Below are 22,936 nucleotides of genomic sequence, written 5' to 3'. Positions count from 1 at the left end.
CAAAGAGATAAATCAGGCCCTGCCGTAAAGCGGCACCAGCGTGCCGCTCATCGCCAGATTGGCCGGCGAAGCGAGGTAGGCAATGGCCTCCGCGGCCGCTTCGAGGCTAACCCATTTGCCGAAATCGGCAGCCGGCATGTCAGCCCGGGTAGCCGGCGTATCGAGGATCGAGGGCGCGACGGCATTGACCAGGATGCCCTTGCCCTTGAGTTCTTCCGCCATCGCCACCGTCATCGCCGCGACGGCCGCCTTGCTGGCGGCATAGGCGACCATGCCGGAACCGCGCCGCAGGTCGAGCCCGGCGCGCGCCGTGACATTGACGATACGGCCCGACACGGAAGATTCCAGCATCGAGCGTATCGCCGCGCGGCAGCACAGGAAGGTGGTGCGGGCGTTGGTGTCCATCATTTCGGCAAAGGACGCGGGCTCGATCTTCTCGACCGGCGCGGCGGTGAAGCCGCCGGCCAGGTGGATGGATGCCCACAAATCCGTAACACTGGCGTAGAACGCATCGACTTTGGCGGCGTCGGCTAGATCGACATTGTGCGCCAGCCTGACGCGCTCATGGGCCGGGAAGGGAAAATGCGCGGGCGCGGCGGCATGGGCATTGGGCACATGGCAGATCGCGCCCTGCTCCAGCAGTTTGCCGACAACCGCGCCACCGAGCGCCCCGGTGCCGCCGGTCACCACAACATGCCTGCCGTCCAGTGTATCCGTCATCTTCGACCGCTCCAGTCACTTATATGCCGCTGCTCGCCGCCGCCGCCGAAGGTCGCGCCTTTCGCGCGATCACTCAACCGAAATCTCGATGACGCGGCGTCGTTTGCGCGCGTCAAGCCGGCGGCCATCAGTCGAGGATCGCATCCCCAAGACGCTGCCACAGCACTCAATCGACAGTGATCTCGATGACATACGGCAGTCCGGTCGCACGCGCGCGCTTGAGTGCGTCCGCCAGATCGTCGATACCAACAATCCGCTCGGCGGCAATGCCATAGGCCTCGGCCAGCTTGCAGAAATCAGGCGGCGCCGGTGAGACGCCGACCGGCTCGACGCCGACATCGAGCATCGAGGTTTCGATTTCGCGATAGCCGAGATTGTTCCAGACGACGAAGATCACCGGCGCCGCAACGTCGAGCGCGGCGCCAAGCTCCGGTAGCGTGAACTGGAAACCACCGTCGCCGGTGAGACAGACGACCGGCGCATCAGGCACGGCAAGGGCCGCGCCGATCGCCGCCGGCGGACCATAGCCCAGCGCGCCGAAGCCGGTGGCGGCGTTGAACCAGCCGCCCGGACGGTCGTGATCGTAATAGAGGTTGGCGGCGTAGACCGGCTGGGTCGAATCGCCGACGATGATCGAGCCCGGCAATGCATCGCGGATCATCTCGACGGCGCGGGTTTGCGCCTGGAGGGCCGGGGCCATTTCGGCAAAGGCCGCTTGCCTTGTCGCAGCGGCGCGAGCCTGACCGTCGCCCGATGGCGGCTGGCCCGTACCAATCTCGACAAGCAGCGCCTTGAGTGCCGCGCCGCAATCGGCATGGATCGAAATCCGGGCCGGCCGGCGGGCAAGCTGGTCGGCGCCGATGTCGATGCGGATCAGATTGGACGGCAGGACAAAGCCACCGTCGCTATATCCGTCGTAGTCGGTCGGGCCGAATTCGGTGCCGGCGGCAATGACCAGATCGGCCTCGGCCATCAATGCACGCACCGCCTTCAGACTGGGGCTGGCCGGCACGCCGAGCGGATGGCGGTGCAGCAGGCCGCGGGCATTGGCCGTCTGGACAACCGGCGCTTCCAGCCTTTCGGCAAGGCGCTGCAACGGCGCTTCGGCTCTCTTGGCGCCGCCGCCGGCAAGGATCAGCGGGCGGCGGGCAGCCGCGCAAAGTTTTGCCGCCTCTGCTATCGCCGCCGGATCCGGCTCTGGCGGCGCGACATTAGTCAGCAAAGCGGCGATGCCGTCGGCCGGCTTGCCCATGATATCGGTCGGGATCTCGATGTGGACCGGGCCCGGACGCGACGACGAAAACAGGGCGAAAGCGCGGGCAAGAACGCCCGGCAGTTCGTCGGCGTCGGTGACACGGTGCGAAAACAGCGCGACCTTTTCCATCATGCCGCGCTGGTCGGGCAGTTCGTGCAGATGGCCAAGGCCTTTGCCCAGTGTCGGCGTGGCGTTGACGCCCGAGATCACCAGCATCGGAACCGAATCGGCGCGGGCCTGGCCCATGGCGGTGATGGTGTTGGTCAGCCCCGGTCCGGTGATGACGAAGGCGATGCCGGGCCTGCCGCCGGCGCGCGCATAGCCGTCGGCCATGAAGCCGGCGCCCTGTTCATGACGCGGGGTGACGTGGCGAATCTTCGAGCGCGCCAAGCCGCGATAGAGTTCGACCGTATGCACACCCGGAATGCCGAAGACCGTGTCGACATCATGGGCTTCGAGCAAAGTGATGAGCGCTTCGCCGACTGTCGTCATTGTCTGAGCACCGGACGTGTGAGGCAGGTCGGCCCGCCCTCGCAGGCGATGCACAGCGCGTCCGCCTCGAAGGTTGAAACCCTGCAGCCGGCGGCCGCCATGGCCGCCGCCGTCTTCGGGAAGCCGGCAACGGCGATCACCTCGCGCGGCGCGGTCGGCAGCACATTGAGGCTGAGGCCGTTGGAGGCGAAGAACTCCCCGGCGTCGCCTTCGACCAGGCGAATGCCTCGCGCCCGCAGCATCTGGTAGAAGGCAGCCGGCAAAAGCGGTGCATAGACCAGCGCCAGATCGTCGGCGAGCGGACTGATCACCGACATCAGATGCAGGCAGGCGTCCTCGCCATGCCAGAGCGGCAGGTCGTAGCCATAGACCTGGATACCCCTGGGGGTGAGCAGGTTGGCGAGTTGCTGGATGCCGTCCTGGTTGGTGCGCACGCCGCGGCCGACGGCCAGGGTCCCTGAATCGACCCAGACGCAATCGCCGCCCTCGACCTGTCCGGGAGGCTCGATGCGGCCGAGGATAGGCACGCCCATGCGCTTGTAGGCCGCCTCGTGCAGGCCGGGCTCGGCCCGGCGCAGCGCCTTGCCCATGGCAAGGATGATGGCGCCGTGGTCGGTCATCAACGAAGGATCATGTGTGAAGACCGAATCGGCAAGCCCGTCATCGGCGTCGGTCAGCCATTCGATCGCGGCGCCGGATGCCAGAACCAGCGTCGTCAGCGCCTCATGCTGGGCGGCGGCCTTTTGCGGATCGAAGCCCGCACCATAGTGCCATTCCGATGCTTTGGCGCGGTGCATGGCGCTTGCGGCGGACCGCATCAGCACGCGCTGCAGGGGCCCGGCCATGGACTGCGACCCGTATTCCTTTGCCAACAAGTGCTCCTTAAACGCCCATCCCAGCCAATAGCCACTCAGCGAGCCGTGATCAATGGTCCAAAAAGCATGGTTGACGGAGGCAAGCGGAACGGTACATCTTGAGAATGAGAAGTCTGTCCAGTGATGGTAATGGGTAAAAAATTCCAGCAGCGACGGGTCCAACCACTTCGTGAGGCACCGCAAAGGTGATAGCGCAAGGCACGGCCCCCGCCCTGAAGTACACGGCGCAGAACGACGCCGCCGAAGCCATCCATGTCGAGAACCTGCATAAACGATTCGGCGAACTGCATGTGCTGAAAGGCGTTTCGCTGTCGGCGCGCGACGGCGAGGTCATCGCCATCATCGGCGGCAGCGGCTCGGGCAAATCGACGCTGCTGCGCTGCATCAATTGCCTGGAGAACCCGACCAGCGGGATCGTTCGCGTCAATGGCGAGGAGATCCGGATGAAGGCCGACAGCCACGGCCACACCGTTCCCGCCGACCGCAAGCAGATCGAGCGCATCCGCTCCAAGCTCGGCATGGTCTTCCAGAATTTCAATCTGTGGAGCCACATGACGCTGATCGAGAACGTCATCGAGGTTCCGGTGCATGTTCTGGGCGTCAAGCGCGATGTGGCCATCGCCGAGGCGGAAAAGCTGCTTGCCCGCGTCGGCCTGGCCGAAAAGCGCGATGTCTATCCGGCCTATCTGTCAGGCGGCCAGCAGCAGCGTGCGGCCATCGCCCGGGCGCTGGCCATCAATCCACGCGTCATGCTGTTCGACGAGCCGACCTCGGCGCTCGACCCGGAACTGATCGGCGAGGTGCTGAAGGTGATCGGCGACCTGGCACGCGAAGGCCGCACCATGGTGCTGGTCACCCACGAGATGAAGTTCGCCCGCGAGGTCGCGACGCATGTCGTCTACCTCTACAACGGACTGGTCGAAGAAGAAGGGCCGCCGGAGCAGATCTTTGGCGCGCCGAAATCCGAAAGGCTGAAGCAATTCATCCGCAACATCGGTTAAGCCGAGGCGGATAAAAACGGGAACAACAACAAACTGGGAGTATTGATATGAAGACGGTTCTGAAGACATTTGCCGCAGCGCTTCTGCTCGGCGTCGCCGCGATGGGCATGGCAAAGGCCGAGCCGGTCAAGATCGGCGTCGCTGCCGAACCCTATCCGCCGTTCACCTCGCCGGATGCTTCCGGCAAATGGGTTGGCTGGGAGATCGAATTCATCGACGCCGTCTGCGCCGAGCAGAAACTCGATTGCGTCATCACCCCCGTCGCCTGGGACGGTATCATCCCGGCGCTGACGACCAAGAAGATCGACGTCATCGCCAGTTCGATGACGATCACCGACGAACGCAAGAAGACGATCGATTTCTCCGACAAATATTACAACACCCCGACCGCCATCATCGGGCCAAAGGACCAGAAGTTCGGCGCTACACCGGAAGATCTCAAGGGCAAAATCATCGGCGTCCAAGTTTCGACCGTGCATGCCGACTACGTCAAGAAGCACTTCACCGAAGCAGCGGAAATCAAGGAATACCAGACCCAGGACGAAGCCAATCAGGATCTTGCCGCCGGTCGCCTCGATGCGGTGCAGGCTGATTCCATCGCGCTCGACGCATTCCTGAAATCGGATCAGGGCAAGCAATGCTGCGACCTGAAGGGCATGGTCGCGCCGGATCTGGCCGTTCTCGGGCCCGGCATCGGCGCTGGTGTCCGCAAGGAAGATACCGAGTTGAAGGAGAAGATCAATGCCGGCATCAAGGCTATCCGGGCCAACGGCAAATATGACGAAATCAGCAAGAAATATTTCGATTTCGACATCTACGGCGACGATCCGCAGGCGAATTGACGGCATCCCTGAGCGAATAACCATGCGGCGCGGACAGCGCGCCGTGTGGCTTCGTCGAAATCCACCCATGCAAGCTTTTCGCTGACGGCATTGCCGACGGTTTTGGCGCCAGCAATTCGGGGCGACGCTGATCGACGCATTTCTACCGGCCTCTGTGGCCCGCATCATCGAACTGCTTTCGCCGACGCCACCTGGCTGGGGCGGAACGCTTCTGGTCGGACTGCTCCACTCGGTCGAGATCGCTGCCGGTGCTTTCGGTCTCGGCCTCGTGATCGGCATTTGCGGTGCGTATGGCAAGCTCTATGGCGGGCCCGTGGTGCGCGATCTGCTGGCAGTCTACACGACGATCGTCCGCGCCGTGCCGGAGCTGGTGCTGATCCTGCTGCTCTATTATGCCGGCACCGATTTGATCAACCAGTTGCTGACGGCAATGGGGTATCAGCGTATCGATATCAGCGGGCTGGTGGCCGGTATTGCCGTGCTCGGCTTCGTCCAGGGCGCTTATTCGACCGAGGTGATGCGCGGCGCGATCCTTGCCATTCCGCAGGGACAGATCGAAGCCGCGCGCGCCTATGGCATGTCTCCCGGCCTGCTGCTGCGACGCATCACGCTGCCGGCGATGCTGCCTTTCGCCATACCCGGCCTTGCCAATCTCTGGCTGATCGCCACCAAGGACACCGCCCTGCTGGCGGTCGTCGGCTTCTTCGAACTGACATTGGCCACGCGGCAAGCGGCAGGCGTGACCAAGGCCTATCTTACCTTCTTCCTCGCCGCAGGCGTGATCTATCTCCTGTTGACGCTGGTCTCCAATCTGATCATCGGCCGCATCGAGGTCTGGGCTCGGCGCGGCATGCCCTCTCTCAAGGAGGCGCGTTGATGGCTGTCGAAGCGACCATCGTCAACCTAGCCGCCCGCGCATCGCTGTGGTTGCAGCCGCACCGCATCGTGCTGATTGTGACTGGACTGGCGCTGGTTTTCGCAGCCGCTTTCTTCATGCGCTGGGACTGGCTGCCGCAATATTACGAAATGGCGCTTGTCGGCCTCTGGCGCACGCTCTGGATCCTCGCCGTCACCTGCACACTGGGCTTCCTGCTCGCCGTGCCGCTCGGATTGGCGCAGGCTGCCGGCCCCTTCTGGCTCGCGGCGCCTGCCAAGGCCTTCTGCACCGTCATCAGGGGAACGCCGCTGCTGCTGCAGCTCTGGCTGCTCTATTATGGGCTCGGCTCGCTGTTTCCACAGTACCCATGGGTACGCGAGTCCTGGATGTGGCCGTATCTCAGGCAAGCATGGCCCTACGGCGTCCTGGCGCTGACCTTGTCCTTCGCCGGCTACGAGGGGGAAGTGATGCGGGGTGCCTTCGCCGGGGTGCCGAAAGGGCAGTTGGAAGCAGCGCGTGCCTTCGGCATGAGCCGCTGGAAGATCCTGCGGCGGATCTGGCTGCCGCAAGCCTTCTACCGGGCGTTGCCGACGCTGACCGGCGAAACCGTGCTGCAGCTGAAATCGACGCCGCTGGTGGCGACCATCAGCGTGATCGACATATTCGCCGTCTCGTCCAAGGTGCGGCAGAGCACTTTCCTCACCTATGAACCCTTGCTGCTCCTGGCATTGATCTATATGGCGATCACCGGCATCCTGGTCTTCGCGCTCGGCAAGATCGAGGCGCGGATCCCGAACAAGATTGGTTAGCGAGTAGCGAATAGGGAGTAGCGAATAGAGGGAAATCAGCGAGCTACTCGCTATTCGCTACTCCCTAATCGCTACTCGCTAGAGCTTCAGGGCAGCTAAAGATGCAACTCAGTCTCGACCAGGCGACAGGGCTGTGCCGGATGGCGGCGCTCGGCGCCGGCGCCAATGAGGAAGCGGCGCAGTCGCTCGCAGCCTCCATCGTAGCGGCCGAGGCAGAAGGTCTGTCGACAGTCGGACTGTCGCATTTCATCGACTATCTCGAAGCGCTGGAGGCCGGCCGCATCGACGGCAAGGCCGAGCCGGTCATCACCAGGCCGGCTTTGGCGATCTATCTCTCCGACGCGCGCGGCGGGCTGGCGCATACCGGCTTCGATCGCACCATCGACGATCTCGCCAAGGCGGCGCGCCTGTTCGGCGTTGCCATCTTTTCGCAGAGGAACGCCTATACATGCGGCGCGCTCGGCTATTTCACCGGGCGGCTGGCCGCGCAGGGGCTGGTGTCCTTCGCCGCGACCAATGGGCCGGCCGTGCTTGCCGGCTCCGGCTCGGTCAAGCCGGTCTATTGCACCAACCCGATGTCCTTCGCCGCGCCCGCCGCCGACGGAGCGCCGCTGGTGATCGACCAGTCGTCGAGCGCCACCGCCTTCGTCAACATCCGCAAGGCGGCCGAGGACGGCAAGAAAATTCCCGAAGGCTGGGCACTGGACGTCAGCGGCAACCCGACCACCGATCCCGCCGCTGCCATGAAAGGCGCGATGCTTGCCTTCGGCGGCCAGCGCGGTGCCAACATCGCACTGATGGTCGAAGTGCTGGCGGCGGGCCTGTCGGGCGCCAACTGGTCGCTCGATGCGCCATGGTTTAGCGGCGGACCGGACAGTCCCGGAACCGGCCTCTTCGTTCTGGCCGTCGAGCCCAAGCTGCTCGATCCGGATTTCGAGAAACGCATGAAGGACCAGCTCGACCGGTTGCGCCGCCGCTACGGCGTGCATGTGCCCGGCCGTGCCCGGGCCGAAGCGGCGGAGAAGGCCGCGGCACGCGGCATAACGGCTCCGAAAGCCGTGGTGCAGCGCATCTCCGAATTCGCCGCGCGGTATTCTTCCTGAAGACGCCCTTCGGATAGTTGGTCGCGCGACAGCGGGCGTACTTGCCGTTACGCCCAGGCTGCCTCGTCGAGACACGTTTCGGAAACAGAAGTCACCCGGAAATCCCGCGTCGGTTGGTTTTCCCGCATCTGATCAGTAACATGCATTTCCCGGTCAACTTTTGTTCATTTGACTTTGACTGGGGTGGCGGCTGTTTGCGCGAAGCAGCAAAAGAGGAGCCCAGATGTCCGCAAGCACCGACAATTCCAGCAGAAGCCTTTTCGTCCCGGCCCTTGGCAGCCTCTATGCGGCGCTGCACACCACCTCTGAAACCATCCTGCGTGCCGTGGCCGGCATCTTCCTCACCATCCATGGTTCGCAGAAGATCACCGATCCGTTTGGCGCCGCCGAAATGGTCGAAGGTCTTGGCTTCTATCCCGGTGCATTCTGGTCCCTGCTCTTGGCCTGCACCGAATTCTTCGGCGGCATCTTCATCGCCATCGGTCTGTTGACCCGCCCGGCCGCCTTCGCCGGAATGTTCGTGCTTCTGGTCACGGTCTGGTTCCACTGGGTCACCAAGGGCGAGGGCTTTTCGGGTGCCGAAAAATCGCTGCTATGGGCGGCGATCCTGTTCTTCTTCGTTATTCGCGGCGGCAACCGCCAATCGGTCGACGCGCGTATTGGCAGGGCGTTCTGAACCAGCCGACACCGCGGCAAACGGCGACAAAGGATCGCCCTTTGCCTTCGGCGCGAAACGGATTATGAACGACTTCAGCCAAGCCCCAGTAAATCTGGGCACCAGTAAATCTGGAAACCGCGCCGGAGCCAGCAATGACCGAAATCCTGCAGACCCCAAAGCTCGTCGTCGTGTTCGGCGGCTCCGGCTTTGTCGGCCGCCATGTGGTGCGGGCGCTGGCCAGGCGCGGCTACCGCATCAGGGTCGCCTGCCGCCGGCCCGATCTCGCCGGCCATCTGCAGCCGCTCGGCAATGTCGGCCAGATCCAGCCGGTGCAGGCCAATGTTCGCGTGCGCTGGTCGGTCGACCGCGCCGTACAGGGCGCCGACCATGTCGTCAATTTGGTAGCCATCCTGCATGAGAGCGGCCGGCAGAAGTTCACGCCCGTCCACGAGTTCGGCGCACGCGCGGTCGCCGAAGCGGCGCGCGCCGTCGGCGCCGGCCTCACCCATATCTCGGCGCTGGGCGCCGATCTGAACGCGCAATCGGACTATGCACGCACCAAGGCGCTCGGTGAAAAAGCGGTCCTGGAAACGATTAGCGATACCGTCATCTTGCGGCCATCGATCAATTTCGGGCCGGAGGACAGCTTCTTCAACCGCTTCGCCAGCATGGCGCGCTATTCGCCGGTCCTGCCGCTGATCGGCGGCGGGCAGACCAAATTCCAGCCGGTCTACGTCGGCGACGTCGCCGAGGCGGTGGCGCACTCGGTCGACGGCAAAGTCCAGGGCGGCCGGATCTACGAGCTTGGCGGACCGCAGGTACTGTCCTTCAAGGAATGCATGCAGGAAATGCTTGCCATGATCGACCGCGAGCGGCTTCTGGTGTCGGTACCGTGGTGGGTGGCCAACATGCAGGCATCGATTCTCGGGCTTTTGCCCAATCCGCTATTGACCAAGGATCAGGTCCTGCAGCTGCGCGAGCACAACATCGTATCGGAAGCGGCCATCAGGGAAAATAGGACGCTCGCCGGCCTCGGCATCCAACCGCAGTCGATCGGCAGCATCCTGCCGAGCTATCTCTGGCGCTACCGCGCCGCAGGCCAGTTCCAGCGAAAGACGGCGGCCTAGCCAATCAGGCGCTCACTAAAGGCGCCGCGTGACCTGCATCGGCAGGCCGCCCTGCGGTTGCGTCGTCAGTTTCTGCACCGGCCACGGTTTGGTCTCGGCGGTGGTGTCGAAGCGGAAACGCGACAGCATGATGGCCAGCGCGATGATCGCCTCCTGCATGGCAAAGCTGGCGCCGATGCAGACGCGAGGGCCGGCGCCGAACGGCAAATACTGGAAGCGGTCGATTTTTTCGCGATTTCCCGGATGAAAGCGTTCCGGCATGAAGGCGTCAGGCCGGTCCCACAGCTTGCGGTGGCGATGGACAACCCAGGGCATGACCAGCACCGCGGCGCGCCTCGGTATATAGAGGCCGCTCCAGGTTTCGGGCTCGATCGGCTCGCGGTTGATCGACGGCGCCGGCGGGTAGAGCCTGAGCGCCTCGTCGAAGGCGGCGCGGGTGAACGGCATGGCGTCGAGCCACTTTGTCGGGTCGGGTTCTCGCGCCAGCACGGCGTCGATCTCGCGCTCGATCTTTTCGCGCTCCCAAGGCGCTTCGGCCAGGCAGTAGAGGGTCCAGCCAAGTGCCCGCGCCGTGGTCTCGTGACCGGCGCCGATGAAGGTGATGATGTTGTCCTCGACCTCGGCGCGTGTCAGCCCGTCCGGTCCCTCCGCCTTGAGCAAAAGCGTGAGAAAATCCTGCGGCACCTTGTCCGGATCGCGCTTGAGCCGCTCTTCGCGCATCTTGACTGTGTCGGTAACGATCTTGCGGAAATAAGCCATGGTCTTGCGGCCGCGGATGCGGGTCAGGCGCGGCAGCCAGTCGGGCGCCCGCAACAGGTCGAGCGGATCAACCCGGCCCATGGTCTCGAACAGCCGGTCGATCTCCTTGGCGAAGCTGCCCGGCTCGCCTGATATCTCGCCGGAAAACAGCGTCTCGGCCAGGATATCAAAAGTAAGCAGCGTCATGTCGTGGGCGATGTCCGACGTGCCGCCGCCCTCGTAGCGCGTGACGAACTCCCGCGTGCGCCTCAGCATCGGCTCGGCAAAACCGAATATGTGGCGCGGCGTGAACACCGGCGCCATCGCCTTGCGTGAACGCCTCCAGACCTCACCCTCGGCGGTCAGCAGGCCGTCGCGTAGGATCGGCCGCAGGATCATCTGGCGCACCGTCGCCATCTTGTAATTTTTGGCATTGTCGACCAGCACGTGGCGAATGAGGCCGGGGTCGTTGGCGATGACCAGCGGCCCGCCGATGCCGGTCACCGATATCCAGGGCTGGTTGTAGGTCGGCTCGCCCCACAGTTCGAGCGGGTTGCGATAGACGATGCGGATCATCTCGAGCGTCGACGGCGGCGACGTACGCGGCTTCGGCGCCGGCGGGACGAAGGGGGCGGGCTGACTGTCCATGGCGTGCTCCGCTGGTCACCTCAATGTAGTGGCTGGCAAGGCAAGCGTCCATGTCGCCGGCTCTCCGGAATGTGACCGGGCACTGGAAAGTGCCTGATCGTCGGAACAGGTCGGCCCTCTGTTGTTGCCGCCGCTCTGTTCCAAGTCCGGCTCCACTTTTGGGTCCGATGCCCTGGCCGGTCAGGCGCGCTCTTCTTCCATTCGGAAATGCTTGCAAATCTTGGAAAAACCGCCTTTTGCACCTATATCTTGGACATCAAGGACGCGCGATTCGGAGCCGATTTTTTGCGCTGGATGTGCGGCATCAATCAGACAGGTTTTCATGAGCGATCAGATCGACAACGCCAACGGCGCTGAGGCCGAGTACGGCGCCGATTCCATCAAAGTTTTGAAGGGGTTGGATGCCGTCCGTAAGCGGCCGGGCATGTATATCGGCGATACCGACGACGGCTCGGGCCTGCATCACATGGTCTACGAGGTCGTCGACAACGCCATCGACGAGGCGCTGGCCGGCCATGCCGACCTCGTCACCGTGACGCTCAACCCCGACGGTTCGGTGACGGTCATCGACAATGGCCGCGGCATTCCGACCGATATCCACACCGGCGAAGGCATCTCGGCGGCCGAAGTGATCATGACGCAGCTGCATGCCGGCGGCAAGTTCGACCAGAATTCCTACAAGGTGTCTGGCGGCCTGCACGGCGTCGGCGTCTCGGTGGTCAATGCGCTTTCGGCCTGGCTGAAGCTGAAGATCCGCCGTAACGGCCAGATCTACGAGATGAGCTTCACGCACGGCAATGCCGACGCGCCGCTAAGGGTCACCGGCACCTACGAACAGCGCAAGGTTGCCGGCACCTATGACGGACGCAGCGGCAGCGAGATCACCTTCTTTCCGTCGGCCGAAACGTTCACAATGGTCGAATTCGACTTCGGCACGCTGGAGCACCGGCTGCGCGAACTCGCCTTCCTGAATTCCGGAGTGCGCATCATTCTGACCGATGCCCGCCATGCCGACGTCGTGCGTCATGAGTTGCACTATGATGGCGGACTGGAGGAGTTCGTCAAATATCTCGATCGCGTCAAGAAACCGCTGATCGACAAGCCGATTGCGATCAAAGCCGAGCGCGACGGCATCACCGTCGAAGTCGCCATGTGGTGGAACGACAGCTACCACGAGAACGTGCTGGCCTTCACCAACAACATTCCGCAGCGCGACGGCGGCACGCATCTTGCCGGTTTCCGCGGCGCGCTGACGCGCCAGATAACCGGCTATGGCGAATCCTCGGGCCTCACCAAGAAGGAGAAGGTGGCGCTGATCGGCGACGATTGCCGCGAGGGGCTGACGGCGGTGTTGTCGGTCAAGGTTCCCGATCCGAAATTCTCGTCGCAGACCAAGGACAAGCTGGTCTCGTCCGAAGTTCGCCCGGTGGTGGAAGGGCTCGTCAACGAAGCGCTCGGCACCTGGCTCGAAGAGCACCCGACCGAGGGCAAGGTGGTCATCGACAAGGTCATCCAGGCGGCAGCGGCGCGCGAAGCCGCGCGCAAGGCGCGCGACATCACCCGCAAGAGCTCGCTCGGCGTCACCTCGCTGCCCGGCAAGCTGGCCGACTGTCAGGAACGCGATCCGGCGAAGTCCGAAATCTTCATCGTCGAGGGCGACAGCGCCGGCGGCTCGGCCAAGGGCGGCCGTTCGCGCCAGAACCAGGCCATACTTCCGCTGCGCGGCAAGATCCTCAATGTCGAGCGGGCCCGCTTCGATCGCATGCTCGGCTCCGACATGATAGGTACGCTGATCACCGCGCTCGGCACCTCGATCGGCAAGGACGAGTTCAACGCCGACAAATTGCGCTATCACAAGATCATCCTGATGACCGACGCCGACGTCGATGGCGCCCACATCCGCACCTTGCTGCTCACCTTCTTCTTCCGGCAGATGCCGGAACTGATCGAGCGCGGCCATCTCTATATCGCCCAGCCGCCGCTCTACAAGGTGACGCGCGGCAAGAGTTCGCAATACCTCAAGGACGAAAGCGCCTTCGAGGAATTCCTGATCGGCTCGGGGCTGGAGGAGGCGTCGCTTGCGCTCAGCGCCGGCGAGGTGCGGGCCGGACAGGACCTGCGCAGCGCCATCGACGATGCGCTGGCGGTGCGCCAGCTCATCAACGGGCTGCACACGCGCTATAACCGGGGCGTGGTCGAGCAGGCGGCGATCGCCGGCGCACTCAACCCTGAGTTGTTCGCCGATCTCGGCCGGGCCAACGCCATGGCTGAGCGTGTCGCCCGGCGCCTCGACATCATTGCCGAGGACACCGAACGCGGCTGGACCGGCCGCATGTCGACCTCGAACGAAGGCATCGGCGGCTATGTGTTCGAGCGCACGGTGCGCAGCGTCAAGGAGTTCGCGCATCTCGATCTCGCGCTGATCAATTCGGCCGACGCCCGCCAGCTCGACCGCTATGCGCCGCGCCTCGCGGAAGTCTATGGCGAGCCGCCGCTGCTGCGCCGCAAGGATGTGTCGGAAACCATCTCGGGACCGCTGGCGCTGCTCAACGCCGTGTTTGCCACCGGTCGCAAGGGCCTGACCATGCAGCGCTACAAGGGCCTCGGCGAGATGAACGCCGAGCAGCTCTGGGAAACCACGCTCGACCCGAATGTGCGCTCGCTGCTGCAGGTCAAGGTCACCGATGCCACCGATGCGGACAGTCTATTCTCGCGGCTGATGGGCGACGAAGTTGAGCCTAGACGCGAGTTCATCCAGGACAATGCGCTGTCGGTCGCCAATCTGGATATCTGAGGCCCAATCAATCAGGGTATTTGAGGTGTTGGCGTACTCCCGGCGCGCGTTTTTATGCTTCAGGTCGTTTCTGTGCGGCCTATCGTCGGCACCGCCTGACTTGGCTCCAGTTTGCGACCGAGGTCGACGGCGTCGCGCAGCACGCCAATATGCGAGCGCGGCGGCGTGCCGGCGGCTGCGGCGACCTCGACGCCGGTCGTCTTCAGCGACCAGTAGAGCGTGTGCGTGAAGATGCGGCCAAGCGAACCGCGCAGCTCGACCTGGATGTTGTCCACGCCGGGGCCGAAATTTTCCGCCATCGGCCCGGAGATCGGGTCGCCCGTCAGCCAGCCATTGCCCCTGTCGAAGATGTTGGTCCAACGCGTCGCGGCAAACACTGCACTATGATGCACCGCCCGCTGTGGCTTGCCCGAACGGCTGCGCCCTTCCTGATAGAGGACGGTTCCACCGGCCGCCGTCTCGGCAATCGGCGGACATGCCGAGAACAGCCGCTCAGCGATGCCGCGCCTGAATTCGGCGAGGTTGTAGGTCACCAGAAATTCGCTGTGGGTCAGCGGACTGCCGAGCGTGACGAAATCGCTGATCTTCCATGGCAATGGATGATCGGCGTCCCTGGTGCGAAGCTGCCGATAGAGCTCCCATTGGGCGCGGCGGAATCCGGAAAAATCATCCAAGCCGTCAGGCCACGCAGAACCATCGGCGTTGAGCGTGGACTTGTCGACGGCGCGGATCGCTTTCAGTCTCGCCTTGTCGCGGACCGCTTCCAGCTTTCGAGGCCTGAAATCGGCCCACAATATCTGCAGCAGATCGTAGGCGATGATCGATCCCAGGCTGTGTGAGACCAGCACGATCCGATCGTAGCCATCGTCCATCATGAGACGCCTCAGCAGCGTCAGGCCACGGTCGCGGACAAGGGCGCGCTTCTCGACCGTTGCCGCTTCAGCACGTACATAGGCGGCCACGTCGCCGAAATAAGGAAGGCCAAACCGGTCCACCAACCAGATGACGAACGAAGCCAGGATCGTGACGAGCGTACCCGTGGTCCAGGAAATATACCCTTGCGATGCCGACGTCGCGAGCAGGAGCGCCGCGCACAGGACTGTTATGACGGCCAGAAGCGTGACGACATACAGCCCGCGGGCATCGCGCGGAATGTCGGTGGGCTTGCGCCAAAGCAGATTCGTTACCCAGGCCGCAAGCCGGCCCCGCGTCGTGCCCTGCGTAATGTCGGCCCAGTAAAGCTCGTAGAAATCGGTGCGGCGGCCATCGACGTCGTAAGGGGTGGTGATCCGGCGAAGCTCGTGCGAGTTCGTCCGGCTGTCAGGCGTGATCCAGCTCTGGTTGATCTTCTCACCGTCGGGGTCGGCCGGATCAGTGACACGGGCATAAAACGGCGCGCGGGCGGGATCATGACTCCAGACAGCCTGAACAAATTCCCTCAGCGTGCCCATGGGCCGCTGTTCGCCCATGCCATGCACGATCACCACGGCCTGGCTGAGCTTGCGCGGCGCCTTTCCGGAGGCCGGCGGACTGGTCCTGGCCGGCGACGCAACAGGATGAGGGTCGGACACCAGTGCCTCCGTTGGTGACAAATCCCGGAACAGAATTTGCCCATCGTAGCTCTGAAACCGGGGTGAGAGCAAAGACGCTCCAGGCCGGATGCTCAGGGCCAAGAAAAAGCCCGGCGCGGAGCCAGACTTTTGGTTTCGAGCAACTGGCGGTGTACCGGCGTCGCTAACCCGGATCAGTGGTCCAAGGCCTTGACGATCTCTTCGGTCATCTTCTTGGCGTCGCCGAGCAGCATCATGGTACCGTCCTTGTAGAACAGCGTGTTGTCGATGCCGGCATAGCCGGAGCCGAGCGAGCGCTTGACGAACAGGCAGGTGCGGGCCTTGTCGACATCGAGGATCGGCATGCCGAAAATAGGGGAGCTCTTGTCGTCCCGCGCGGACGGGTTGGTGACGTCGTTGGCACCGATGACATAGGCGACGTCGGCCTGCGCGAATTCGGAGTTGATGTCCTCGAGCTCGAACACTTCGTCGTAAGGCACGTTGGCTTCGGCCAAGAGCACGTTCATGTGGCCGGGCATGCGGCCGGCGACCGGATGAATGGCGTATTTGACGTCGACGCCGGCGGCCTTGAGCTTGTCGGCCATCTCGCGCAGCGCGTGCTGTGCCTGGGCGACCGCCATGCCGTAGCCTGGCACGATGATGACTTTCTGCGCGTTCATCATCAGATAGGCGGCATCGTCGGCCGAACCCTGCTTGACCGTGCGCTCGATGCCGTCATCGGCGGTGGCGAAAGTCTCGCCGCCGAAGCCGCCGAGGATGACCGAGATGAATGACCGGTTCATGCCCTTGCACATGATGTAGGACAGGATCGCGCCGGACGAGCCGACCAGCGCGCCGGTGATGATCAGCGCCAGATTGCCGAGCGTGAAGCCGAGTGCCGCAGCCGCCCAACCCGAATAGGAATTCAGCATCGAGACGACCACCGGCATGTCGGCCCCGCCGATCGGGATGATGAGCAGGACGCCAAGGACAAGCGATGCCGCAACGATCAGCCAGAACACCAGCTTGGACTCGGTGGTGACCAGCAGCACGATCAGCACGATCAGCGCGATGCCGAGGGCCGCGTTGATGAAGTGACGGCCGCCGATCATGATCGGCTTGCCCGACATGCGGCCATCGAGCTTGAGGAAGGCGATGACCGAGCCGGTGAAGGTGATGGCGCCGATGGCGACGCCGAGGCTCATCTCGATCAGCGCCTGGGCGTGGATGTCGGCTGCCGTGCCGATGCCGAAACTTTCCGGCGCATAGACGGCGGCAGCCGCCACCATGACGGCGGCAAGGCCGACGAGCGAGTGGAAGGCGGCGACCAGCTGCGGCATTGAGGTCATGGCGATGCGCCGTGCGGTGACCGCGCCCACCGAGCCGCCGATCAGCAGACCGAGCACGATGAGGCCAAAGCCTCCCGCCGAAGGGGTCGCCAGCGCCAGCGTGGTGACAATGGCGATGCCCATGCCGATCATGCCGTACATGTTGCCCTGGCGGCTGGTGGTCGGGTGCGACAGGCCGCGCAACGCCAGGATGAACAGGATGCCGGAGACCAGATAGAGGAAGGAGGCGAAGTTGGCGTTCATGTCGCTCTACCTGTCCTTCTTCTTGTACATGGCCAGCATGCGCTGGGTGACGAGAAAGCCGCCGAAGATATTGACCGAGACCAGCATCAGCGCGACGAAACCGAAGCCGGTGGCGATGCCGGACGCCGAGATGCCGACGGCAAGCAGCGCGCCGACGACGATGACCGAGGAAATGGCGTTGGTGACGGCCATCAGCGGCGTATGCAGCGCCGGCGTCACCGACCAGACGACGTAATAGCCAACGAAGATCGCCAAGACGAAAATAGCGAAGCGGAAGACGAACGGATCGATCGCCCCGCCGGACAGCGCGTGCGCGGCGTCGGCTGCCGCATCGGTGCCGCCTGGAGCGGTGGCCAGATCCTGCACCGCGAGCCGGACGGCGGCGGTCGCCTGGTCGAGCTGGTCGAGGGCTTTCTGCAAGGTCTGGTCCATCACGCGATCCCTTTCGGCTTGGCAGCGGCAGGACTCTTGAGTGCGGCAGCTTTCTTTGGCGCAGTCGGTTTCTTCGCGGCAACGGGCTTCGCAGGTTCAGCCGAGGCGATCATCACCGCCGGCTTGCCGGCGAAGGCCGGATGCACGACCTGGCCGCCATCGGTCAGCATCGTCGCCTTGACCAGATCGTCGTCGCGGTTGATGGCCAGCGTCTTCGTGGTCTTGTCGACCAGCGTCTCGAGGAACGCAAAGAGGTTCCTGGCATAGAGCAGCGAGGCGGAGGCCGCTACGCGGCCCGGCACGTTGAGATGGCCGACGATTTTTACCCCGTTGGCCGTGGTCACCACCTGCCCGGGCACAGCGCCTTCGACATTGCCGCCGCGTTCGACCGCGAGATCGACGATCACCGAGCCCGGCTTCATCGAGGCGACCATCGCGGCCGAAACCAGCTTCGGCGCCGGACGGCCAGGAATCAGCGCCGTGGTGATGACAATGTCCTGCTTGGCGATGTGCTCGGCGGTCAGCGCAGCTTGCTTGGCCTGGTATTCCCTAGACATTTCCTTGGCGTAGCCGCCAGCCGTCTCGGCCGCCTTGAACTCCTCATCCTCGACCGCCAGGAACTTTGCGCCCAGCGAGGCAACCTGTTCCTTGGCAGCGGGGCGCACATCGGTGGCAGTGACCACAGCGCCAAGACGTCTTGCCGTCGCAATTGCCTGCAGGCCGGCGACGCCGACGCCCATGATGAAGGCTTTCGCCGCCGGCACCGTGCCCGCGGCCGTCATCATCATCGGCAGCGCCCGGTCATATTCGGCAGCCGCGTCGATCACTGCCTGATAGCCGGCGAGGTTCGCCTGGCTGGACAGGACATCCATGGATTGGGCGCGCGTGATGCGCGGCATGAACTCCATCGAGAAGGCGGTGACGCCGGCCGTTGCCAGAGCATCGACGGCAGCATCGTTGCCATAGGGATCCATGATGGCGATGACGGCAGTGCCCGGGCGATAGGCCTTCAGCTCCGCCTCATCAGGCCGGCGAACCTTCAGCACCACATCGGCCTTGGCGACATCACCGACCTTACCGATCACAGCGCCGGTCTTGGCGAACTCCTCGTCGGGAATGCGCGATGCCGTGCCAGCGCCGCTTTCGATGATCACGGCGAACCCCAGCCCCGCCAGCCGCTTCACCGTGTCGGGCGAGGCAGCAACGCGCGGCTCGTTCGCATCGAGCTCACGAGGGATGAAAACCGTCTGTCCCACCGCATGATCCTTTCGGCTGGAACCTGTCTGCGCAGGACGCCGGCCGGATTTCCGGCGATGTCACGGGCAAGGGGTTTTGAAGAATTTACCGGAGAATGAAAGCGCCGACGGCGAGGATCAGTGCGAACAGGACAAATCCCGAGAAGAAGCCGCCCGCAAAGAAGCCGAAAGCCATTGCCAGAAGCACGGCGAGGCAAAAGAGCGATCCGTATTTCGCCAGCCTGAGGAATCCGGCATAGGTGCGGTCGTGCTCGGCATAGTCCATCTTCGCGCCCAGTTCGACAGGACCGGTCGGCGAGTGATCAGCCATAGGAATACCCCTTCGAAGACATCTTTCAGGCACATAGCGAAAAGCCGAGCCGAGGGCAATGGCGCTATTGCCGCATCGCCGGAAACGACAGCCTCAAAGGAAAGTTGAAGCCGCCTGATGCAGGAGGATATTCCGGAGGCGAGCGTGGCTGCCGCCTTGCGCTTCCTTGCGGCTGAGGCTTGTCACATCAGCCGGCGAGCTGCGGGAACAGCCCAAGCAGGCCGACGACGATCAGATAGAGCGCGACGATGTAGTTGAGGAGCCGCGGCATCACCAGGATCAGCACGCCGGCAATCAGCGAGATCAGCGGAGTGAGTGCGAGCGTGGAAATGGTCATGTCGTTTCCTTTCGGTAGGATTGTCGTCAACGCTATGCGGGTCGGACGTCATTCATTGCGCCATCGGCGCGCCTCTCAGAACGCCGAAGCGGCCTGAAAGCTCCATGGCCAGGTTGCAAAGTTGCCGAATGTCTTGCCTTTGTTTTGATGCATGTCGTTGTCCCAAAGCTGCTGCACACTTTTGCGCGACATGCATCAGGCGGCTTCGCGAAAATACTTGGCTGTGGGCAGGATGGTCAGCGGCGCGAGTTCACCAAGATTAGGCATGTCGAACAGCATGCGCTGCTCCATCGGCGTCGAACGGAAAAACGGGAACCGGGAGAGGGAGCGCTCGCGGATCGCGTTGACGTCGGCACGGTAGAGCACGACCTTATTGTACACGCCGGGATAGGCGCGGGCCTCGCTGATCTTCTCGGAATAGTAGATCCGCTTGTAGAAGCCGGCGTGGTCCTCGCGAATGGTCGACAGGCAGTAAGGCGCGTTGAAATGAAAACACGCCATGCCGGCGAGCCGCAATGTGAGATAGGGAATTTGCGGATAGACGCGTGACCAGTCGGGGTCGGAGGCGAACCGGCTGGGACAGATGAAGCTCAGTCCCTTGGCCAGCATCGGCATGACGATATCGCCGAAAGCCTTGGTGGAAGGCGACATCGGCGTCGCCGGCGCGACGTGGTGAATGCGCAGTGTGCTGACGAGTTCCTGGTCGATGTAGACGCCGAAACGAAAGACATTCGGCGCCTCGTCGAGCTCGTCGTGAATGGTATGGTTCTCGCTATCGGGCACCATATCGTTGGAGCGATACGACTTGTAGCGCAGGCGGTAGATGTCCTCGAGGTCTTCGCCCTTGTCGCAGCGACGGTATTCCGTCCGCTCAAGCATCGCCGAGACATTCCTGGCAAAGCTGGACATAGTGTCGGACGCATCACTCCCGTCCGCACCCGCCGCCTGGCGAGGCGAAATCAACTCAACAACCATGAACTCAATCCCCGTACAACCGCCGCGAACAACCCTACGGCAGGGTCGTAAGATGTAAAGCTGAAAACAAGATAGAGATCGTTTACCAGCTATTAAGGTTAATAATTGTAAATATTATACCAAAGTGGAGATTCCTCCCATGGAAATCAGCCACAGAGATCAGCGAAGCGTCGCCTTCCTGGCCGTATTGATGTCCTTGGCGAAGGGCCAGACCGTGCTCGACATGGTCTCGATGCCGGACGCGCTGAGCGCCGAGCCGAACAGGAAACCTTGAACCAGGTCCGGCTTCACCTGCAAGGCCAGGATCTTGAGCTGCTCGAAAGTCTCGACGCCCTCGACCGTCACCGAAAGCCCCAGCGGCCGTGACAGATTGACGATGCCCTTGAGCAGTTCGAGCGAGCGGCTGTTCTGGGTGACGTCCATCAGGAACGATCGGTCGATCTTGATCTTGTCGAGCGGCAGTTTGTGGAGATAGCTCAGGCTCGAATAGCCGGTGCCGAAATCGTCGAGCGCGATGCGCACGCCAAGCCGCTTCAATTCCTCGATATACTGACGCGTCAGCGACTTGTCGTCGAGCAGCGCCGTCTCGGTGACCTCGATCTCCAGGCGACCGGCGGCGAGACCGGAGCTGGCGAGCGCATCGCAAACCTTCTCGATAACGTCGCGGTTGCGGAAGTCCTTGGCCGAGAGATTGACCGAGACACTGGTCTGTGCGGGCCATTTGGCGCACTCGGTGCACGCCGCATGCAGGACGAAGGTGCTGATCTCGGAAATGATGCCCATTTCTTCCGCCAGCGGAATGAAGATGCTGGGCGAAATTGGTCCGAGATCGGGGTGGTCCCAACGGCACAGCGCCTCGCAACTGGCTATGCGCATCGTGCTCATCGTCACGATCGGCTGGTAGACCACCCGCAACCCCTTGCTTTCCACCGCGGTGCGCAGATCGGCCTTCATCAGCTGACGGTTGCGGAAAGCGGCATCTATCGATGCTTCGAACAACCGCCAAGTGTTCTTGCCGAGTTCCTTGGCCTTGTAGAGCGCGAGGTCCGCCTTGACGATCATGGCGTCGACATCGCTGTTCCTGACCCGCGACAGCACCGCGCCACCGCTGGCCTGGATGCGCAGTCCATGACCGGCGACGTCGACCTCGCCCTGCAGGTCAATGAAAATCTCGTCGATTTGGCTGATCAGATGGCTCTCGTCCTCGACGCGGTCGAAGAAGATCATGAACTCGTCGCCACCGAAACGGCTGACGGTGACGCCTGGTCCGGCGACCGCCGCCAGCCGTTCAGCGACGGCGTAGATCAATCCATCGCCGACCGGGTGGCCAAGCGTGTCGTTGACGCTCTTGAAGTCGTCAAGGTCGAGCACGGCGAGCCCGCAGAGACGCTCGAGGTCGCCGGATGCCATCGCCTCTCCGATCAGCTCTTGGAAATAGGCGCGGTTGGGCAGGCCGGTGAGGCTGTCGTAACGCGCCATGAAGCGTATCTTGTCTTCCGCCTCGACGCGGGCCGTCACATCCTCGAAGGTGACGACGCCCAGTTCCTGGCTGCCTTCGCGCGCCGAGAACTCATAGTGCTGACCGTTCGCAAGCGAGACGAGAACCTTGCGATCGCGGCCCTCGCGCAGGGCGCGCGTAAGCTGGGCTTCGATGTAGCGGCAGTCCTTCAGCGCCAGCATGCCGCCGGCAACGCCGCGCATCAGCAGACCGTGGATCGATCGCCCGAGCAGCGCGTCGGGCGACTTGAGCGACATCAAATGCGCTGCTTCGGCGTTGGCCACCGCCACCCGGCCGTCCGGTCCGAGCATGACAAGGCCATGCGACATGGTGTTCAGCGCCCGATTGAAGCGCTGGGCGAGGCGGTTCGCCTTCTTTTCCTCCGACACCGCCGCAAAAAGCACATCGCGCACCGTGTTGGCGAATTTGCGGATCGCGAACAGGAATGGCGCTGACAGCAGGCCAAGGAAAACATGATAGATATCGCCGCGCAGCAGGAAGCCCAGCGAGATGGGCCAGGTCAATGCAAGGGTCAGGATGATCACCATGCGCGGCGAGCCGTAGTTGCGGCCGGCAATGGACGTCGCGGTCGCCAGCGTCAGGCAAACGGAGGCGATCTCGGCGAAATCGTCGCGCGCAAAGTAGATGCCGAGCAGGCAGAAAGCCCCGAGCGTAAGCCCATGCAGGGAGCCGTAGAATATGTAATCGTTTTCGCGCTTGTGCGCTTCCTCCCAGGTCGTCGGTGACGGCAAGTTGTTGTATTTTTGGAAGTTTCTCATGCGGAATATGCCGACGAGAACCATCGCGATCGCAACAACCAGGTAACGCGGATCGCCGTTCTTCCACCAGACAAGGCCGATAAGGAAGGTTTGCGCGAGAATGCCGATCGAAAGCGTCACCCCGTCGCGAAACAGAGTTTCCACGAACGGGATATAGACGTCGACAGGAATCTCGTTTTTTCTTTTTAGATTCACGCCTGAATCCCAACCCTGGGGAGCCAAGCTGTGTCACATTAGCCTTAAGAAAGATTTAGAGGGGCCGTCTGGG

General features: G+C 63.1%; 21 protein-coding genes. 8 read left to right on the top strand and 13 right to left on the bottom strand.

Features of this window, described 5'->3' with window-relative positions:
• Window positions 1-12: 12 nt before the first annotated feature.
• The 3 genes from AC0L3N_RS01015 to AC0L3N_RS01005 all read right to left on the bottom strand — a co-directional run bounded on the left by AC0L3N_RS01015 (window position 13) and on the right by AC0L3N_RS01005 (window position 3,312).
• Window positions 13-720, bottom strand: coding sequence for an SDR family NAD(P)-dependent oxidoreductase (locus AC0L3N_RS01015; protein ID WP_473544927.1), 708 nt, complete (start codon window positions 718-720; stop codon window positions 13-15).
• 166 nt (window positions 721-886) lie between these two features.
• Window positions 887-2,467: a 5-guanidino-2-oxopentanoate decarboxylase gene (locus tag AC0L3N_RS01010; RefSeq protein ID WP_473544926.1), complete on the bottom strand. Its 1,581-nt coding sequence runs from the start codon at window positions 2,465-2,467 to the stop codon at window positions 887-889.
• Window positions 2,464-3,312 (bottom strand): dimethylarginine dimethylaminohydrolase family protein, encoded by an 849-nt coding sequence (locus tag AC0L3N_RS01005; protein WP_473545262.1) that lies wholly within the window; start codon window positions 3,310-3,312, stop codon window positions 2,464-2,466. Before AC0L3N_RS01005 ends, AC0L3N_RS01010 begins: the two co-directional genes overlap by 4 nt.
• Before the next feature lie 218 nt (window positions 3,313-3,530).
• On the opposite strand from AC0L3N_RS01005, the gene AC0L3N_RS01000 reads away from it, so the two are divergent.
• From AC0L3N_RS01000 to AC0L3N_RS00970, 7 genes are all read left to right on the top strand, one after another.
• Window positions 3,531-4,343, top strand: coding sequence for an ABC transporter ATP-binding protein (locus AC0L3N_RS01000; protein ID WP_036261459.1), 813 nt, complete (start codon window positions 3,531-3,533; stop codon window positions 4,341-4,343).
• A gap of 47 nt (window positions 4,344-4,390) precedes the next feature.
• A complete protein-coding gene (locus AC0L3N_RS00995) occupies window positions 4,391-5,185 on the top strand; it encodes a transporter substrate-binding domain-containing protein (RefSeq protein WP_128188052.1) in 795 nt (264 codons plus the stop codon).
• Between the two features lie 154 nt (window positions 5,186-5,339).
• Window positions 5,340-6,062, top strand: coding sequence for an ABC transporter permease (locus AC0L3N_RS00990; RefSeq protein WP_208602491.1), 723 nt, complete (start codon window positions 5,340-5,342; stop codon window positions 6,060-6,062).
• Window positions 6,062-6,871, top strand: a complete 810-nt coding sequence (locus tag AC0L3N_RS00985) for an ABC transporter permease (protein WP_123146355.1) — start codon at window positions 6,062-6,064, stop codon at window positions 6,869-6,871. The genes AC0L3N_RS00990 and AC0L3N_RS00985 overlap by 1 nt, the downstream gene beginning before the upstream one ends.
• 101 nt (window positions 6,872-6,972) lie before the next feature.
• Complete coding sequence (locus tag AC0L3N_RS00980; RefSeq protein ID WP_473544923.1) at window positions 6,973-7,974, top strand: Ldh family oxidoreductase; 1,002 nt, start codon at window positions 6,973-6,975, stop codon at window positions 7,972-7,974.
• 223 nt (window positions 7,975-8,197) lie between these two features.
• Entirely contained in the window at window positions 8,198-8,650 is a 453-nt protein-coding gene (locus AC0L3N_RS00975) for a DoxX family protein (protein ID WP_473544921.1), read from the top strand.
• A 134-nt stretch (window positions 8,651-8,784) separates the two neighbouring features.
• Window positions 8,785-9,759, top strand: a complete 975-nt coding sequence (locus AC0L3N_RS00970) for a complex I NDUFA9 subunit family protein (RefSeq protein WP_473544919.1) — start codon at window positions 8,785-8,787, stop codon at window positions 9,757-9,759.
• Window positions 9,760-9,774: 15 nt separating this feature from the next.
• Here AC0L3N_RS00970 and AC0L3N_RS00965 read toward each other — a convergent pair whose 3' ends face one another.
• Window positions 9,775-11,145, bottom strand: coding sequence for a cytochrome P450 (locus tag AC0L3N_RS00965; RefSeq protein ID WP_473544917.1), 1,371 nt, complete (start codon window positions 11,143-11,145; stop codon window positions 9,775-9,777).
• A gap of 180 nt (window positions 11,146-11,325) precedes the next feature.
• Window positions 11,326-11,469, bottom strand: coding sequence for a hypothetical protein (locus AC0L3N_RS00960; RefSeq protein ID WP_165848410.1), 144 nt, complete (start codon window positions 11,467-11,469; stop codon window positions 11,326-11,328).
• On the opposite strand from AC0L3N_RS00960, the gene gyrB reads away from it, so the two are divergent.
• Window positions 11,468-13,939 (top strand): DNA topoisomerase (ATP-hydrolyzing) subunit B, encoded by a 2,472-nt coding sequence (gyrB, locus tag AC0L3N_RS00955; protein WP_473544915.1) that lies wholly within the window; start codon window positions 11,468-11,470, stop codon window positions 13,937-13,939. The two genes, AC0L3N_RS00960 and gyrB, sit on opposite strands and share 2 nt — an antisense overlap.
• A gap of 59 nt (window positions 13,940-13,998) precedes the next feature.
• Here the strand turns inward: gyrB and AC0L3N_RS00950 are convergent, their stop codons facing one another.
• The 8 genes from AC0L3N_RS00950 to AC0L3N_RS00915 form a co-directional block, all read right to left on the bottom strand.
• Entirely contained in the window at window positions 13,999-15,510 is a 1,512-nt protein-coding gene (locus AC0L3N_RS00950; protein ID WP_473544913.1) for a hypothetical protein, read from the bottom strand.
• A gap of 173 nt (window positions 15,511-15,683) precedes the next feature.
• Window positions 15,684-17,081: an NAD(P)(+) transhydrogenase (Re/Si-specific) subunit beta gene (locus AC0L3N_RS00945; RefSeq protein ID WP_123146348.1), complete on the bottom strand. Its 1,398-nt coding sequence runs from the start codon at window positions 17,079-17,081 to the stop codon at window positions 15,684-15,686.
• Window positions 17,082-17,087: 6 nt separating this feature from the next.
• On the bottom strand, window positions 17,088-17,513 hold the full coding sequence (locus AC0L3N_RS00940; RefSeq protein ID WP_123146347.1) for a proton-translocating transhydrogenase family protein: 426 nt from the start codon (window positions 17,511-17,513) through the stop codon (window positions 17,088-17,090).
• Window positions 17,513-18,769 (bottom strand): Re/Si-specific NAD(P)(+) transhydrogenase subunit alpha, encoded by a 1,257-nt coding sequence (locus AC0L3N_RS00935; RefSeq protein ID WP_473544911.1) that lies wholly within the window; start codon window positions 18,767-18,769, stop codon window positions 17,513-17,515. The genes AC0L3N_RS00940 and AC0L3N_RS00935 overlap by 1 nt, the downstream gene beginning before the upstream one ends.
• Before the next feature lie 85 nt (window positions 18,770-18,854).
• The gene (locus AC0L3N_RS00930) at window positions 18,855-19,079 is read right to left on the bottom strand and encodes an aa3-type cytochrome c oxidase subunit IV (RefSeq protein WP_123146345.1); all 225 of its coding nucleotides are present in this window, start codon (window positions 19,077-19,079) and stop codon (window positions 18,855-18,857) included.
• 187 nt (window positions 19,080-19,266) lie between these two features.
• Window positions 19,267-19,416, bottom strand: a complete 150-nt coding sequence (locus AC0L3N_RS00925) for a DUF3096 domain-containing protein (protein WP_065006071.1) — start codon at window positions 19,414-19,416, stop codon at window positions 19,267-19,269.
• A gap of 195 nt (window positions 19,417-19,611) precedes the next feature.
• Window positions 19,612-20,391 carry an N-acyl amino acid synthase FeeM domain-containing protein gene (locus tag AC0L3N_RS00920; RefSeq protein ID WP_473544909.1) on the bottom strand — a complete coding sequence of 260 codons (780 nt, stop codon included), beginning with the start codon at window positions 20,389-20,391 and terminating at the stop codon, window positions 19,612-19,614.
• A 159-nt stretch (window positions 20,392-20,550) separates the two neighbouring features.
• Window positions 20,551-22,863 (bottom strand): putative bifunctional diguanylate cyclase/phosphodiesterase, encoded by a 2,313-nt coding sequence (locus AC0L3N_RS00915; protein ID WP_473544907.1) that lies wholly within the window; start codon window positions 22,861-22,863, stop codon window positions 20,551-20,553.
• Window positions 22,864-22,936: the final 73 nt, after the last annotated feature.

It is taken from the genome of Mesorhizobium sp. WSM4807, assembly GCF_055811615.1.
The sequence above is the reverse complement of the archived record's forward strand: the minus strand, read 5'-3'. Positions and strand labels throughout refer to the sequence as shown.